This window comes from Streptomyces sp. NPDC102278, assembly GCF_044766345.1.
Classification (GTDB): Bacteria; Actinomycetota; Actinomycetes; order Streptomycetales; family Streptomycetaceae; genus Streptomyces.
The window spans coordinates 41,262-55,838 of the sequence record NZ_JBIWLV010000020.1; the positions used below are offsets into that span (position 1 = coordinate 41,262).

Sequence of the window (14,577 nt, forward strand, 5' to 3'; positions counted from 1 at the left end):
TTCAGGGGTGCGCGGGTCAACCGCCTCGGGTCAGATCGCCCTCGGGGTTGCCCGCCGCCGCGTCGCCCGACCGGTAGTGGAGGGTTCCGTTCGCGTTCAGGGTGAAGCGTTCGTCGGCGGAGCCGTCGGAACACACGCCGGGCGCCGGGTTGGGGCCGTCCGTCGTGTCGAGGACCAGCGAACGGTCGGTGGCGGCGGCGAGCTTCCAGTCCCCGCTGCAGTCGGTGCCGAGGACGGGCAGGACCGACTTGTCCCGGGCGACGACCTGGCCGACCCGGCCGCCGCTGATGGTGATCTCGAACTCGCTGGACACGCCCAGGCGGGCCGTGGTGACCGTGCCCTTCCAGGTGCCGGCCAGCCCCTGGGGCACGGTGTCCCTGGCCCCCGGGGTGGCGCCGTCCGTGCCCGCGGTGGGGCCCGTGGCGGGGGCCGAATCGGCGGCGCGCGGGGAGGAGGGCGGCGGGCTGGTCGCCAGGTCCCGGGCGGCGCCCGACTGCCAGGGCAGCAGGCCCAGTCCGTACAGCCCGCCCGACAGCACCGCCACCACGGCCGCCGCGGCGAGGACCACGGTGCAGCTGAACCGCCGGCCGGCCGCGCGCACGGAGACCCGCCGCCCGTCGGTGCCGGAGGCGGTGCGCGGCCCGGGCACGCCGCCGTCGGCGCCGTACGCTCCCCCGCCCGCGTCGACTTCCGCGCCGTGGAGCCGCCGCCCGTACGGTGTGGTGCCCCCGTCCCCGGCGGCGACCCGCTCCCCGTACGAGGAGGAGGTGAACGGCACCGGGCCCGAGGGGTACTCGGGCAGCGCCTCGTCCAGGTCCAGCAGGGCCACCGCGGCGCGGTTCGCCTCCTCGACCAGCGGGGTCGGCAACCAGCCCGACACGCTCAGGGCGCCGTCCAGCGCGGCCGCGATCACGGCCGGCGCGGGCCGGTCGGCCGGCGACTTCGCCAGGCAGGCCGCGATGAGGTCCCGCAGCGGTCCGAACCCGATCGCGCCGAGTTCCGGCGGTTCGTGAACCACCTTGTAGAGGAGGGTCGCGGAGTTGTCCCCGCTGAAGGGGGGCCGGCCGGTCGCGGCGAAGACCAGGACCGCGCCCAGCGAGAACACGTCCGCCGCCCCGCTGACCGGGTTGCCGAGGATCTGCTCCGGCGACATGTAGCCCGGCGAACCGACGGAGACCCCGGTGGAGGTCAGCGCGGCGGCGCCGTCCGAGGCCCGGGCGATCCCGAAGTCGATCAGGCGCGGGCCGCCCGTCGGACCGCCCGCCAGGGTGAGCATCACGTTCGACGGCTTCACGTCCCGGTGGACGAGCCCCAGCCCGTGCACCGCCACCAACGCGCGGGCCAGACCCTCCCCGACGGCCCGTACCGAGTGCTCGGGCAGGGGCCCGTACCCCGCCACGGCCCGGTCCAGCGAGGGGCCCGCCACGTAGCCGGTGGCCACCCACGGCACCGGGGCCTCCGGGTCCGCGTCCAGGACCGGCGCGGTCCACTCGCCGCCGACCCGACGCGCGGCGGCGACCTCGCGGCGGAAGCGGGCGCGGAACTCCTCGTCGGAGGCGAAGTGGGGGTGGACGATCTTCACGGCGACGGTCCGGCCGCCCGCGCTGCGCCCCAGGTAGACCCGACCCATGCCCCCCGCGCCGAGCCGTCCGAGCAGCCGGTAGGCGCCGATGGTCCGCGGTTCGCCCGCTTCGAGCGGCTGCATCGCGTCCCCTCCCCGAGGTTCGTGGCTCGCTGACGGTCAACCAGCACCTTAGGGGTGTCCACCGCCGACCGGGGAGCTTCCATCGTGTCCGGAGTACTACGGCACGACGGCGGGCACGGGTGCTTCGATCCCCGCCGAATGCGCCGACGCACCGGTCTCGGCCCCTTTGTTCCGCGGGCTGTTCCGTCGGTCGTTCCGTCGGTCGTTCCGTCGGCGGACGGAAATGCGAAAGGGGAACGAATTCCCGGTAAACGGAACATTCCCCTTTCCGGGATGCGGAACTCGCGCCGGGGGCATAAGCCGCGTCAATGTTCCGGCACGGCCACCTTCAGGAGCTCCACCGCGACATCGGCCGCGTACCCCGACGCCGATCCCGTACGGCGCGCGAATTCCCGGACGCCGGCCAGTTGCTCCGGCCCGAAGCGGAAGTCGAGCGTCGTGAAGTACCGCTCCAACAGATCGGCGTCGAACGCCTCCCAGCGGGCGGCCTGCTCGGCGACCTTGGTGACCTCTTCCAGGGAGACGTCCCGGGAGGCGAGGAAGGCTTCGTGGACCTTGCGCACGACGACGGGTTCGCGTTCGAGGTAGTCCTTGCGGGCGGCCCAGACGGCGAAGACGAACGGCAGCCCGGTCCACTCCTTCCACATCAGCCCCAGGTCGTGCACGGCGAGGCCGAGTCGGGGAGCGTCGTGCAGCGAGGCGCGCAGCGCGGCGTCCCCGATCAGCACCGCCGCGTCGGCCTCCTGCATCATCAACCCCAGGTCAGGGGGGCAGGTGTAGTAGTCGGGCCGTACTCCGTACTGCTCGGCGAGCAGCAGCTGGGCCAGCCGTACCGACGTCCGGGAGGTCGATCCGAGGGCCACGCGGGCTCCGTCCAACCGGTCGAGCGGGACCTGCGAGACGATCACGCAGGACATCACCGGGCCGTCGCAGCCGACCGCGAGGTCGGGGAAGGCGACGAGTTGATCGGCGTTGCGGAGGAACTCGACGAGCGTGATCGGAGCGATGTCCAGGTCGCCCCGGACGAGTCGTTCACTCAGTTTCTCGGGGGTGTCCTTGGTCAGCTCCAGGTCCAGCAGCGTGCCGGTTCTGGCCAGCCCCCAGTAGAGGGGCAGGCAGTTCAGGAACTGGATGTGGCCGACGCGGGGCCGGCTGCGATAGACGTCCACATCGCGAGACTAGCCCCCGCTCCGCGTCAGCGATCGGGCGGGTCTCAAACGTCCGGGTGACGTGATCTTTCCCTCTGGTCTCGGCCGCAGGGTGCGTGCTAGGCTCGACGCAAGTTGCAGTTTGGTTTCCCTTGCAGTACGAGGCCTGCGGAGAATGTGACCCGCAGGCTTTTGTAGTTTTCAGACTTCTTAGCAGGTTCTGGAGCAGGGCGACCCTTTGGCCCATAGGAGGGCTCATGGCTACCGGAACCGTGAAGTGGTTCAACGCTGAAAAGGGCTTCGGCTTCATCGCCCAGGACGGCGGCGGCCCGGATGTCTTCGTCCACTACTCCGCGATCAACGCCTCTGGCTTCCGCTCCCTCGAGGAGAACCAGCAGGTCACCTTCGACGTCACGCAGGGTCCGAAGGGCCCGCAGGCGGAGAACGTCATCCCGGCCTAGTCGCCTGGCCGACCGGATCGCGGTTGGATTAAGCAGTACCCAAGGAGCCCTGCCTCCTCCGTGCGAGCGGAGAAGGCGGGGCTCCTGCCTTTTCCCCGCGGGGGAACCGCCGCTGCCCCGGCCACCGTTCGACGGTGGCCGGGGCAGCGGCGGTGTTCGGGGGCGGGCCGGATGGCCCGCCGTTACGGCTTCGCCGGCGTCGGGCTCGTCGGCGTCGTGGGCGGCGTCGTCGGGGGCGGCGTCGTCGGGGCGGCGGCCACCTTGAGCGTCAGCACCAGTTCGACCTTCTCCGGGGTGATCACGCGCAGTTGGTACGTGCCCGGGGCCACACCGTCGGTGAACAGCTCCGGCAGGGCGATCCTGCCGTCGGCGCCCGTCGCGGCCAGGTCCAGGGTGGTCGACTTCTCGCCGTCCTTGCCCTTGAAGTACGGTCCCTTCGCGGTCTTCGGGTCCACCGGGACCCACGCGCCCGTGGTCTCGTCCTTCACGACCAGGCCCGCGACGGCCTTCGTGCCGGCGACGGGCTTGCCCTTGGCGGTGGCCAGCAGCTCCACGCCCTTGAAGCTCGTCCCGGTGACGACCTCCAGCGGCTTGTCGGCGCCGCTGTCCACGCGCACCAGCAGGTCCGCCGAGGGCTTCGCCAGGACCGTGCCCTTCAGCATCACCGTGAACTGGCTCGTCACGTCGTACGCGGTGGCCCGGAAGGAGAACGTGCCCGGCTTCGGACCGGCCGTCAGCTCGGGGACGGACGCGATGCCCTGCGCGTCCGTGGTGACGACCACGGAGTTCTTCTTGCCGGCCCGGAAGACGGTGCCGCCCGTGGTGTCGTCCGGTTCCACGGCGAGCACGACCTGTTGGCCGACGGCCGGCTTGCCGTCGCCGAGCAGGGCCTTGACCTTCTGGGTCGGGGTGAAGGCGCTCCCGACCTCGGCCTTCAGTTCCGCCTCGCCGACCAGCGAGAGCTTCGCGAGGCGCGCGACCGGCGGTTGCGGCTTGGTGGGCGGCTTGGTCGGCGGGGTCGTCGGCTTGGTGGGCGGGGTCGTCGGCCCGGTCGGCGGCTTCTGCGGAGTGCCGCCCGTCGGCGGCCTCGTGACCGGGGGCCTGGTGATCGGCGGTCGCGGGGTGGGCAGCGTGCCCGTGGCGGGGGGTGTCGGGTAGGTGCCCACGGGCGGGTTCGGGACTCCGGCGACGCCACCGGCCTGGTACTGGCGCATGTACCCGAGGACGGTGTTCACGTACTCGCGGGAACTGTTGTAGCTGAGCAGCGCGGAATCGAGCTTGGCCGGGTCCGAGAGGTCCTTGTCGCCGGCGCACAGGTAGAGGCCCGTGCCCAGCGCCGCGTCGTACATGTTGTTGGGGTCGCGCTGTCCGTCGCCGTTGCCGTCGGCGCCGTACGTCTTCCAGGTCTCGGGGATGAACTGCATCGGGCCGATCGCGCGGTCGTACTCGGTGTCCGCGTCCCACTGGCCCTTGTCGGTGTCCTTGATCTGGGCGTAGCCGTTGCCGTCGAGGCGGGGGCCGCGGATCGGACGCTCGGTGGACCCGTCGGACTTGAGCCCGTATCCGGAGGCGTGCACGGACTCGACCCGGCCTATGCCCGCCACCAGCTGCCAGGGGAGCTTGCAGTTGGGGAGCGCCGCGGCCACGGCCGCCTCGGCGCGCCGGTAGGCGTCGAGGGCCGTTCCCGGTATGCCGCTCGCGCCCTCGGGGGCGCCCGCGGTCGCGGGCGGCTGCGGGTTCGCGAGGTCTTCGGGCAGGTCCAACCGGGCGTCGCCGCGGTCGGCGGCCTGGGGACTGTCCGGTGTCGGTTCGGATTCCCCGGCGCCGGCGGTGGACGGGTTGGTCACGACGGCGGCGGTGGTCAGGCTGGCCGCGAGCGCGGCCGTGCACAGCACCTTGCGTGAGGTGTTGACTACATGACGGTGAAGCGGCTTCACAGTGCGGCGATCCCCCCGAGGCGGCCGTCAGAACGTGTGGCTGGTCGAGCCGTGATTCCTCTGTCTATCAGGTATTCGGACGCGACTCGCCGGGGGCCGGGCAGATATGACCCGCCATTCGTCTCGGCTTCGTCGTGCGTTCGGTCGGGGCGGCCCGTCGCACCCCTCCCTCTCTTCCCATCCCCGCCCTCACGCCCTACCCTGACGCACCGTCAGATTCGTTGATCCGACGTCACCGGCCTGGAGGACGCGCCATGCTGCTGCGAGGGAAGACCGTGATCGTGTCCGGGGTCGGGGCCGGGCTGGGGCACCAGGTGGCCGCCACCGTGGTGCGGGACGGCGGGAACGCCGTGCTCGGGGCGCGGACCGAGGCGAACCTGGTCAAGTCCGCCGCCGAGATCGACCCGGACGGGGCGCACACCGCGTACCTGCCGACCGACATCACCGACGAGGCCCGCTGCGAGGCACTCGTGGCCCTCGCCGAGGAGCGGTTCGGCGGCGTGGACGCGGTGGTGCACGTGGCGGCCTGGGATTCGTACTTCGGCGGCCTGGAGGACGCCGACTTCGGGACGTGGCAGCAGATCCTCGACGTGAACCTGTTGGGCACCCTGCGGATGACACGGGCCGCCCTGCCCGCGCTGAAGCGGGCCGGCGGCTCCGTCGTGATCATCGGGACGCAGTCGGCGGTGGCGAGCCCGTCGCAGGTGCAGCAGGCCGCGTACGCGGCCTCCAAGGGGGCGCTGACCTCCGCCATGTACTCGATGGCCCGGGAGCTCGGGCCGTACCGCATCCGGGTCAACACCGTGCTGCCGGGCTGGATGTGGGGGCCGCCGGTGCAGGCGTTCGTCACGTTCACCGCGCACGGCGAGGGGGTGCCCGAGGAGGAGGTCCGCGCACGTCTCACCGAGCGGATGGCGCTGCCCGATCTGGCGACGGACGGGGACGTCGCGGACGCCGCCGCGTTCCTGGCATCGGACCGGGCACGGGCGATAACCGGCCAGTCCCTGCTGGTCAACGCCGGTGAGCTGATGCGATGACCCCCTCCACCGCCCGATCGGTGGATCGTATGCTCGGGCCATGACCACTCCGAGTGACGCTCCGACCGACAACGCGATGCGCCGCGCGCTCCGGCGGGCCCGCGACGGCGTCGCGCTCGACGCGACCGAGGCGGCCGTGCTCCTCCAGGCGCGCGGCGAGTCCCTGAAGGACCTCGCCGCCTCCGCCGCGCGGGTGCGGGACTCCGGGCTCGAAGCCGCCGGGCGGCCCGGTGTCATCACGTACTCGCGCAAGGTGTTCATCCCCCTCACGCGGCTCTGTCGCGACAAGTGCCACTACTGCACCTTCGTCACGGTGCCCGGCAAGCTCCGCCGGGACGGCCACGGGATGTACCTCTCGCCCGACGAGGTCCTCGACATCGCGCGCAAGGGCGCCGCGATGGGCTGCAAGGAGGCCCTGTTCACCCTCGGGGACCGACCCGAGGACCGGTGGCCCGAGGCCCGGGAGTGGCTCGACGCGCACGGCTACGACGACACCCTGGCCTACGTGCGGGCGATGGCGATCCGGGTGCTGGAGGAGACGGGTCTGCTCCCGCACCTCAATCCGGGCGTCCTGTCGTGGTCCGAACTCCAGCGGCTCAAGCCCGTCGCGCCGTCGATGGGGATGATGCTGGAGACCACCGCGACCCGCCTGTGGTCCGAGCCCGGCGGCCCCCACCACGGTTCCCCGGACAAGGAGCCGGCGGTCCGGTTGCGGGTCCTGGAGGACGCGGGGCGCTCCAACGTCCCGTTCACCACCGGGGTGCTGATCGGCATCGGGGAGACCTGCGAGGAGCGCGCCGACGCGTTCTTCGAGCTGCGGCGGATCCAGCGCAGCTACCACGGCATCCAGGAAGTCATCGTGCAGAACTTCCGGGCGAAGCCGGACACGGCCATGCGCGGCATGCCGGATGCGGAGTTGGAGGAACTGGCGGCCGCGATCGCGGTGGCCCGGCACCTGCTCGGCCCGTCGGCCCGCATCCAGGCCCCGCCGAACCTGGTCGACGAGGAGTACGCGCTGCTGATCGGCGCGGGCATCGACGACTGGGGCGGGGTCTCGCCGCTGACGCCCGACCACGTGAATCCCGAGCGCCCCTGGCCGCACATCGAGGAGTTGGCCGCGCGGACCGCGGCCGCCGGTTTCGAGCTGCGCGAACGCCTCACCATCTATCCGGAGTTCCTGGAACGCGGGGAGCCGTGGCTCGACCCCCGGTTGCTGCCGCACGTGCGGGCGCTGGCCGACGCGGGGACGGGCCTGGCGGACGAGACGGCGGCGGTCGAGGGCCGGCCCTGGCAGGAGCCCGACGAGGGGTTCACCGCGTACGGGCGCACCGACCTGCACACCGCCATCGACACCGAGGGGCGGACGGGCGACCGGCGCGAGGACTTCGATCACGTCTACGGGGACTGGGACGCCCTGCGGGAGGCCGCGGCGCCCGGCATGGTCCCGGAGCGCATCGACACGGACGTCCGGGCGGCCCTCGCACAGGCGGCGGACGACCCGACGCGACTGTCCGACGAGCAGGCCCTCGCCCTGTTGCACGCGGACGGCCCGGCGTTGGACGCGCTGTGCCGGATCGCGGACGACCTGCGCAGGTCGGTGGTGGGTGACGAGGTCACGTACATCGTCACGCGGAACATCAACTTCACCAACGTCTGTTACACCGGCTGCCGCTTCTGCGCGTTCGCGCAGCGCCGTACGGACGCGGACGCGTACACGCTCTCGCTGGACCAGGTCGCCGACCGGGCGGCGCAGGCCTGGGACGTGGGCGCGGTCGAGGTCTGCATGCAGGGCGGCATCCATCCGGACCTGCCCGGGACGGCGTACTTCGACATCGCGCGGGCGGTGAAGGAGCGGGTTCCCGGCATGCACGTGCACGCCTTCTCGCCGATGGAGGTCGTCAACGGCGCCACCCGCACCGCGATGTCGGTGCGGGACTGGCTGACGGCGGCCAAGGAGGCCGGGCTGGACTCCATTCCGGGGACGGCGGCGGAGATCCTGGACGACGAGGTCCGTTGGGTGCTCACCAAGGGCAAGCTGCCGACGGCGGACTGGATCGACGTCGTGTCCACGGCGCACGAGCTGGGCATCCGGTCCTCGTCGACGATGATGTACGGGCACGTGGACCAGCCGAGGCACTGGCTGGGGCACTTCCGCACGCTGGCCCGGATCCAGCAGGACGCGGTGTCCAAGGGGGTGGAGGGTTTCACGGAGTTCGTGACGCTCCCGTTCATCCACACCAACGCGCCGGTGTACCTGGCGGGCATCGCCCGCCCCGGTCCGACGGTCCGCGACAACCGGGCGGTGACGGCGATGGCCCGGCTGCTGCTCCACCCGCACATCACCAACATCCAGACGAGTTGGGTGAAGTTGGGCGCGGAGGGTGCGGCGGAGATGCTCCGGTCGGGGGCCAACGACCTCGGCGGGACGCTGATGGAGGAGACCATCTCGCGGATGGCGGGGTCGAGTTACGGCTCGTACAAGTCGGTGCGGGACCTGATCGCGGTCGCGGAGGCGGCCGGGCGGCCGGCGAAGGCCCGTACGACGCTGTACGGGGAGGTGTCCGAGGAGCGGCAGCGGGCGGCCGCGGCCTCGGACGGGCACCTGCCGGAGCTGCTGCCGATCGCGGAGTAGGGGCGGAGCGGGGACGACGACGCGGCGCGGGGGCCCGACCGGGATCGATCCGGGTCGGGCCCCGTTGCCCGCGGCGCTGCCGGGCGGGGTGCGGGCTCAGCCGACGAGGAGGTCCTCGCGAAGCTCCCGCAGTTCGGGGCGGTCGATGCCGAGGCCCTTGTCGAGGTAGCGGTCGAAGGAGCCGTACGCGGCCTCGACCTCCTCGTAGCCGGCGTCGAGGTATTCGGGGCGCGCGTCGAGCATGGGCTTGTAGACGGCGGCCTGCCGAGGCGGCAGGTGCGACAGGATCGCGTCGTTGGCGGCCTTGCGGTAGTCGTTGCCGGCCAGGTAGTCGGCCGGCACGGTCTCGCGCGGGACGCCGAGGGCGGTGAGCAGGGTGGCGTTCGACCAGCCGGTGCGGTCCTTGCCGGCGGCGCAGTGGAAGAGGACGGCGCGGGCGCGGTCGTCGCCGATGCCTTGGAAGACCTGGCCGTACGCCTTCTTGCCGCCCTCGCCGGACACCATGGCCTTCTCGGCGTCGATCATGGCCTTGACGGCTTCGTCGGGGGACTTCGGCAGCGCCTGGAAGGAGCCGGAGCCGGCGAACACGTCGGCCACGACGTACGTGGCGCCGGTCGGGACGCGGTCGACGTCCTTGCCGCGCTCGTCGGTCATCCGCAGGTCGAAGACGGTCCTCACGCCCAGCCGGCGGAGCTTGGCCAGGTCATTGTCGGTGAGCTTGTCCAGGGCGTCGGAGCGGTAGATCTCGCCCGTCTTGACCCACTGGCCGTCGGTGGTGCGGTAGCCGCCGGCGTCACGGAAGTTGGCCGTTCCCTCCAGTCGGACGAGGCGGTCGGCGAGGCGCAGACCCCGGCCGCGCTCCGGCTTGAAGTCGAACCACTGGCGGTCGGCGGCGGGCAGTCCCCTGACCACGGCCTGACCCCGGAAGCCACCCTTGGCCACGACCTTGCCGTTCGCCTTGATCTCGACGCGTCCGGCGCCGCGGGCGCTCCACCGGAGGGTGAACGTGCCGTCGGCGCCGGCGGTGACGGTGGCCTCGGTGAAGGGGATGGCGGAACGGCTCTGGTGCCGGCCGTCCCGGGGGAAGTCCCGGTCCGCGGCGGTGGCGGCGGGGGCCGCGACCAGGGAGGCGGTGAGCGTGGAGGCCACGATGGTCGCGGCGAGGAGTGCCTTCTTCATGTCGTCGAGGCTGTGGGCCCCCGGACAACGCCGAGTGAACGCGGTGTGGCCGAAAACAACCAGCTCCGAGGCCGGTGGCAAAACGTGCCACGGTTGTTCCATTCGGCGGGATCGCTACGGGATCATGCCGGAGACCGTTCGCATTCCGGCCGTTCTCCGGCCACTTATGAGCGGTGTGACTCACTCCTTCCGAATTCGACCGGACCTGTCCACTACAGTGCGCGCCAGAGCTTGGGGGACAACATGGACACGACGACGACCGCGACCGCAGCCGGCACGGGGACCGCCGGTACGAACGGGGTGGCGACGGCGGTGGAGGAGCCGGCGCCGACCACGCCGGCGACACCGGCCACGTCCGCGACACCGGCCGCGTCCGCCGCGCCGCCGCGGACCGCGCGGGCACAGGCGCCGGACCAGGTGCCCGCGAACGTGCGCCCCGCCCTGTGGGGCCGGGTAGAGCAACAGGACTTCCGCAGCCGGGTGCGCGGCACCCTGCTCGGCACCGCCATCGGGGACGCCCTCGGCGCGCCCGTCGCCGGCCTGTCCCTCGAGGGCATCCGCGATGCGTACGGGCTGGCGGGCCTGACCGAACTCGCCCCCGCCTACGGCCGTCGGGGCACCGTCACCGCGTCCACCCAGCTCACCCTGTTCACCGTGGACGGCCTGATACGGGCCCACGTGCGCCGGGACACCGGCGGCTGGCACCCGCCGACCGATGTCCACCGCGCCTACCTGCGCTGGGCCGCGACCCAGCACGACTGGGGCCCCGACGAGCGGCGCAAGGACAACGGGTGGCTCGCGCAGGAAGAGTGGCTCTACGCCCGCCGCGGCCCCGACCGGGCCTGCATGACCGGTTTCGCCGACGAGACGCTCGGCACCCTGGAGCAGCCGAAGAACCCCACCGCCCGGGACGCGGCGGCGACCGTGCGCTCGGCCCCCTTCGGGCTGCTGGTCGGCTGGGAGCCGGCGCTCGTGCTCCAACTCGCGGTGGAGTGCGCGGCGCAGAGCCACGGGCATCCCACCGCGTTCCTGTCGGCCGGGGCGCTCGCCGTGATCGTCCACGGGCTGACCCGGGGCGAGTCCCTCGACGCGGCGATCCAGCGGGCCCTGGGCCTGCTGGGCGCCCGCGCCCAACACCAGCCGGTCACGGACGCCCTCCAGCGGGCCGTCTCGGCCGTCACCCAGGGCGAACCCAGCCCGAAGATGGTCGAGGCGCTGTCCCCCGGCGACGGCCGTGACGCGGAGGACGCGCTGGCCGTGGCCGTGTACTGCGCGCTGGTGGCCGAGGACATCCCGCACGGGCTGCGGCTCGCCGTCAACCACGGCGGCGACTCCACCGCCACCGGCGCCCTGTGCGGAGCCCTGCTGGGCGCCCTGCACGGGGAGACGGCCCTGCCGGCGGCCTGGTTGGCCGATCTGGAGGGGCGGGCCACGATGCTGGAACTGTCCGACGACTTCGCCCTGGAGATGACCCAGGGACCCGCCCTGCACGGGCCCTCGGTGTCGGCTCCCGGCTGGCTGGCCCGCTACCCGCGCGGCTGACCGGACCCCGGCGGCGCCCGGGGCGCCCTGGGACCCGGACCCGCGTCCCGTCAGGTCCGGGGGCGCGGCTCGATCCACCGGACCCCGGCGGCGCCCGGGGCGGGTCACTCCGCCGTGTCGCACCACGTGTCGAACCCCTGCGCCGAACCGTGCGTCGAAGCCCCGTGTCGAATCCCTGCCGCCCGCACGGCTAACCCCGTACCTTGGCCGCCCCACGTCTCGGAGGTGCCCCAGCCATGCGGATCGCCGTCACCATCTTCCTCACCGACCTCACCGTCACCCCCAGCGGCCTCGCCCGCGCCTTGGAGGAGCGCGGGTTCTCCGGGCTCTACCTGCCCGAACACACCCACATCCCGGTGAGTCGGGCCACGCCGGCTCCCATGGGCGGGGAACTCCCGGAGGAGTACGGGCGCACCCTCGACCCGTTCGTGGCCCTCGGGCAGGCCTCGGCCGTGACGGAGCGCCTCGACCTCGGCACCGGCATCACCCTGGTCACCCAGCACGACCCGATCGCCCTGGCCAAGCAGGTCGCGACGCTGGACCACCTCTGCGGCGGCCGGTTCACCCTCGGGATCGGCTACGGCTGGAACGTCGAAGAGGCCGCCGACCACGGCGTCGAGTGGTCCGACCGGCGCGAACTGGTCCGGGACCGGATGGCGTTGATGCGGGCCCTGTGGGCTCCGCGACCCACCGCGTACGAGGGCGTGTACGGCTCCGTCCAGGCCAGCCGGGCCCACCCCAAGCCGGTGCGGCCCGCGCGCGACCTCGGCCCCGGGCGCACGCTCCACGGGCCCCGCACCCTGATCGGCGGCGCGGCCGGCCCGAAGCTTTTCGCGGCCATCGCCGACCACGCCGACGGCTGGCTCCCGATCGGGGGCGGCGGGCTGAGCGAGTCCGTCCCGGTGCTGCGGCAGGTGTGGGAGGACGCGGGGCGCGACCCGAAGGACCTCCAGGTGGTCCCGTACGCGGTCCGCCCGAACGCGGGCAAGCTCGCGTACTACGAGGGCCTCGGCGTCGAGGAGGTCGTACTGCAACTGCCGTCGGCCGGAGAGGCCGAGGTGCTGCGCACCCTGGACGAGTTCGCCCCGTACCTCTGACCCGCCCACGCGCGCCCGGCGGCTGCCAAGGCCCCCTGGTACGTTGACGCGTTCGACCGATCGGGTCGCGTCCACCGGGGGATCCCTCATGCACACGAACCTGCGCGTCCGCGTCGCCGCCGCCGGCGCCGCGACCACCCTCGCGCTCGCACTCGCCGGCTGCGGCGGGGGCGGCGGCGGCCAGGGCGACGACGCGAAGCGGGAGCCGACGAAGGCTCGGGCATCGGCATCGGCATCGGCATCGGTCCCTGGTTCGACCGCCGGGGGCACGGCGGCCGGCGGCCTGGACGGGGCCTGGATCGCGTCGGCCACCCCGGGCATGGGCGTCGTCTTCACCGTCAACGGCAAGTCGGCCTTCCTGTCCGAGTCCGCGACCGGCATCGTCTGCGAGGGCTCCGCCACCGGCACGACCATCGACCTGGCGTGCCCGGCGGGCAGCAAGCGGACGAAGGGACGGGTGGAGTCCGTGGACGCCGAGAAGTTGAAGGTCGCCTGGAGCGCAGGCGCGACGGAGACCTTCGACCGGTACGCGTCGGCCCCCTCCCCGACGGGCCCGCCGGCCGCCCTCCCGACCGACCTGCCGAAGCTGCCGCCCACGCCGTAGAACACCCCCGTGTCGGCTCGATCGACGCGCGTGCCCGACGGGAAGTCGTGCGGGCCGCGCCCGGGCGGCGGCCCATGCCTGGTGGAACGACCGTGCACGGCCGGGGTTCGAGCGGTTCGGGCTCACTGTGGACCCCGACGGCGCCACCTGGGCCTGGCTCGACTCCCCGGAGCACCCGGTCCCGGCCGTCGGCCAGCCGCCGCCCGGCTCAGGCGCCGGTTTGGCCGTCGAGGAGTTCGCGGAGGATGTCGAGGTGGCCGTTGTGGCGGGAGATCTCCTCGACGAGGTGGAGGAGGATCCAGCGGAGGTCCACGTGACGGCCGTCCCGGATGGTGCGGACCGCCTTCGCGTTCAGGTCGTGCTCGGCCAGCAGGGCGCGGTAGCGGGCGCTCTGCTCCTCGTACTCGGCGAGGAGGCGGGGCAGCGGGACGTCGAGGGACTGCCGCATCTCGGGGTCGGGGTCCTCCTCGGTCAAGTCGACGAAGGGCCCGGTGACCTCCTCGCCGAGGAACACGACCTGGATCCAGTGGTACTCGACCCACCGGATGTGGCCGATCAGTCCGCAGAACGTCATCAGGGGCGAACCGGGGAGCGGCGCCTTGCGGGCGTCCTCGGCGGAGAGGCCCTCGCACTTGGCGCGGGCCGTGTCGCGGGCGTACTCGAGGAAGGTGGTCAGCTGCGTACGCTCGTCCCAGGCGGGGGGCGTATCGGTTCGTCGTGTCATCGCGGGCAGTGTCGTACGGCGGGCACCCCGTGTCGAACGAATTAGTCGAACGGATCAGGGGGCGGCGGATGTCGGCGTGACGAGTTCCGCCCACACCGTCTTGCCGACGACCCTCGGCACGACCCCCCAGGCTTGGGCGACGGCCTCGACGATCCGCAGACCGTGGCCGCTCTCCGCGTGATGCACGTACGGACTCACCGCCGGCCGGCCGCCGGCCCGCGCGTCGGACACCTCGATGCGGAGCACCCCGTCCAGCAGGGCCAGCCGCAGCTCGAAGTCCCGCCCGGGGACCCGGCCGTGGGTGACGGCGTTCCCGGCGAGTTCGGCGACGAGCAGCGCGGCGTCCTCGGACAGCGCGGAGCGGTGGGGAATGCCCCAGTCGTGCAGCGTCAGGAGGGCGAACCGGCGGCCGAGGCGGGCGCCGCGAGGGGTGCAGCTGAAACGCTGAGTGAACACACGTACGAGGTGGCCGGCGGGCCCGGCGGGTGCGGTCATGGGATCAACGTCCCGT

General features: G+C 72.9%; 12 protein-coding genes. 6 read left to right on the forward strand and 6 right to left on the reverse strand.

Annotated elements, in window-relative coordinates; genetic code table 11:
* Window positions 1–16 precede the first annotated feature (16 nt).
* Both ACIRO3_RS32075 and ACIRO3_RS32080 read right to left on the reverse strand, forming a co-directional pair.
* Window positions 17–1,705, reverse strand: coding sequence for a serine/threonine-protein kinase (locus ACIRO3_RS32075; RefSeq protein WP_404142667.1), 1,689 nt, complete (start codon window positions 1,703–1,705; stop codon window positions 17–19).
* A 305-nt stretch (window positions 1,706–2,010) separates the two neighbouring features.
* Window positions 2,011–2,874, reverse strand: coding sequence for a menaquinone biosynthesis protein (locus ACIRO3_RS32080; RefSeq protein WP_361784996.1), 864 nt, complete (start codon window positions 2,872–2,874; stop codon window positions 2,011–2,013).
* Between the two features lie 236 nt (window positions 2,875–3,110).
* Here ACIRO3_RS32080 and ACIRO3_RS32085 point away from each other — a divergent pair, with 236 nt between their 5' ends.
* Window positions 3,111–3,314: a cold-shock protein gene (locus ACIRO3_RS32085; protein ID WP_015610594.1), complete on the forward strand. Its 204-nt coding sequence runs from the start codon at window positions 3,111–3,113 to the stop codon at window positions 3,312–3,314.
* A gap of 182 nt (window positions 3,315–3,496) precedes the next feature.
* On the opposite strand, the gene ACIRO3_RS32090 is transcribed toward ACIRO3_RS32085, so the two are convergent.
* A complete protein-coding gene (locus ACIRO3_RS32090) occupies window positions 3,497–5,251 on the reverse strand; it encodes a lytic murein transglycosylase (protein WP_404142670.1) in 1,755 nt (584 codons plus the stop codon).
* Between the two features lie 254 nt (window positions 5,252–5,505).
* Here ACIRO3_RS32090 and ACIRO3_RS32095 point away from each other — a divergent pair, with 254 nt between their 5' ends.
* Both ACIRO3_RS32095 and ACIRO3_RS32100 read left to right on the forward strand, forming a co-directional pair.
* Window positions 5,506–6,288 (forward strand): SDR family oxidoreductase, encoded by a 783-nt coding sequence (locus ACIRO3_RS32095; protein ID WP_351385131.1) that lies wholly within the window; start codon window positions 5,506–5,508, stop codon window positions 6,286–6,288.
* 40 nt (window positions 6,289–6,328) lie between these two features.
* Window positions 6,329–8,920, forward strand: coding sequence for a bifunctional FO biosynthesis protein CofGH (locus ACIRO3_RS32100; RefSeq protein WP_404142673.1), 2,592 nt, complete (start codon window positions 6,329–6,331; stop codon window positions 8,918–8,920).
* A gap of 96 nt (window positions 8,921–9,016) precedes the next feature.
* On the opposite strand, the gene ACIRO3_RS32105 is transcribed toward ACIRO3_RS32100, so the two are convergent.
* Entirely contained in the window at window positions 9,017–10,099 is a 1,083-nt protein-coding gene (locus tag ACIRO3_RS32105; RefSeq protein ID WP_404142675.1) for a tyrosine-protein phosphatase, read from the reverse strand.
* A gap of 243 nt (window positions 10,100–10,342) precedes the next feature.
* Here ACIRO3_RS32105 and ACIRO3_RS32110 point away from each other — a divergent pair, with 243 nt between their 5' ends.
* The 3 genes from ACIRO3_RS32110 (at window position 10,343) to ACIRO3_RS32120 (ending at window position 13,342) form a co-directional block, all read left to right on the forward strand.
* The gene (locus ACIRO3_RS32110; protein WP_404142678.1) at window positions 10,343–11,641 is read left to right on the forward strand and encodes an ADP-ribosylglycohydrolase family protein; all 1,299 of its coding nucleotides are present in this window, start codon (window positions 10,343–10,345) and stop codon (window positions 11,639–11,641) included.
* A 236-nt stretch (window positions 11,642–11,877) separates the two neighbouring features.
* Window positions 11,878–12,738 carry a TIGR03619 family F420-dependent LLM class oxidoreductase gene (locus ACIRO3_RS32115; protein ID WP_404142681.1) on the forward strand — a complete coding sequence of 287 codons (861 nt, stop codon included), beginning with the start codon at window positions 11,878–11,880 and terminating at the stop codon, window positions 12,736–12,738.
* Between the two features lie 88 nt (window positions 12,739–12,826).
* Complete coding sequence (locus ACIRO3_RS32120; RefSeq protein WP_404142684.1) at window positions 12,827–13,342, forward strand: hypothetical protein; 516 nt, start codon at window positions 12,827–12,829, stop codon at window positions 13,340–13,342.
* A gap of 208 nt (window positions 13,343–13,550) precedes the next feature.
* Here the strand turns inward: ACIRO3_RS32120 and ACIRO3_RS32125 are convergent, their stop codons facing one another.
* Together ACIRO3_RS32125 and ACIRO3_RS32130 are read right to left on the reverse strand one after the other, a co-directional pair.
* The gene (locus ACIRO3_RS32125; protein ID WP_361784663.1) at window positions 13,551–14,066 is read right to left on the reverse strand and encodes a DinB family protein; all 516 of its coding nucleotides are present in this window, start codon (window positions 14,064–14,066) and stop codon (window positions 13,551–13,553) included.
* A 54-nt stretch (window positions 14,067–14,120) separates the two neighbouring features.
* A complete protein-coding gene (locus tag ACIRO3_RS32130) occupies window positions 14,121–14,561 on the reverse strand; it encodes an ATP-binding protein (protein WP_361784666.1) in 441 nt (146 codons plus the stop codon).
* Between the last annotated feature and the right edge of the window lie 16 nt (window positions 14,562–14,577).

Bases quoted from the DNA above. Each gene is read 5' to 3' on its own strand.
- ACIRO3_RS32075 (WP_404142667.1), bottom strand. From the start codon at position 1,705: ATGCAGCCGCTCGAAGCGGGCGAACCGCGGACCATCGGCGCCTACCGG.
- ACIRO3_RS32085 (WP_015610594.1), top strand. From the start codon at position 3,111: ATGGCTACCGGAACCGTGAAGTGGTTCAACGCTGAAAAGGGCTTCGGC.
- ACIRO3_RS32095 (WP_351385131.1), top strand. From the start codon at position 5,506: ATGCTGCTGCGAGGGAAGACCGTGATCGTGTCCGGGGTCGGGGCCGGG.
- ACIRO3_RS32100 (WP_404142673.1), top strand. From the start codon at position 6,329: ATGACCACTCCGAGTGACGCTCCGACCGACAACGCGATGCGCCGCGCG.
- ACIRO3_RS32105 (WP_404142675.1), bottom strand. From the start codon at position 10,099: ATGAAGAAGGCACTCCTCGCCGCGACCATCGTGGCCTCCACGCTCACC.
- ACIRO3_RS32110 (WP_404142678.1), top strand. From the start codon at position 10,343: ATGGACACGACGACGACCGCGACCGCAGCCGGCACGGGGACCGCCGGT.
- ACIRO3_RS32115 (WP_404142681.1), top strand. From the start codon at position 11,878: ATGCGGATCGCCGTCACCATCTTCCTCACCGACCTCACCGTCACCCCC.
- ACIRO3_RS32120 (WP_404142684.1), top strand. From the start codon at position 12,827: ATGCACACGAACCTGCGCGTCCGCGTCGCCGCCGCCGGCGCCGCGACC.
- ACIRO3_RS32125 (WP_361784663.1), bottom strand. From the start codon at position 14,066: ATGACACGACGAACCGATACGCCCCCCGCCTGGGACGAGCGTACGCAG.
- ACIRO3_RS32130 (WP_361784666.1), bottom strand. From the start codon at position 14,561: ATGACCGCACCCGCCGGGCCCGCCGGCCACCTCGTACGTGTGTTCACT.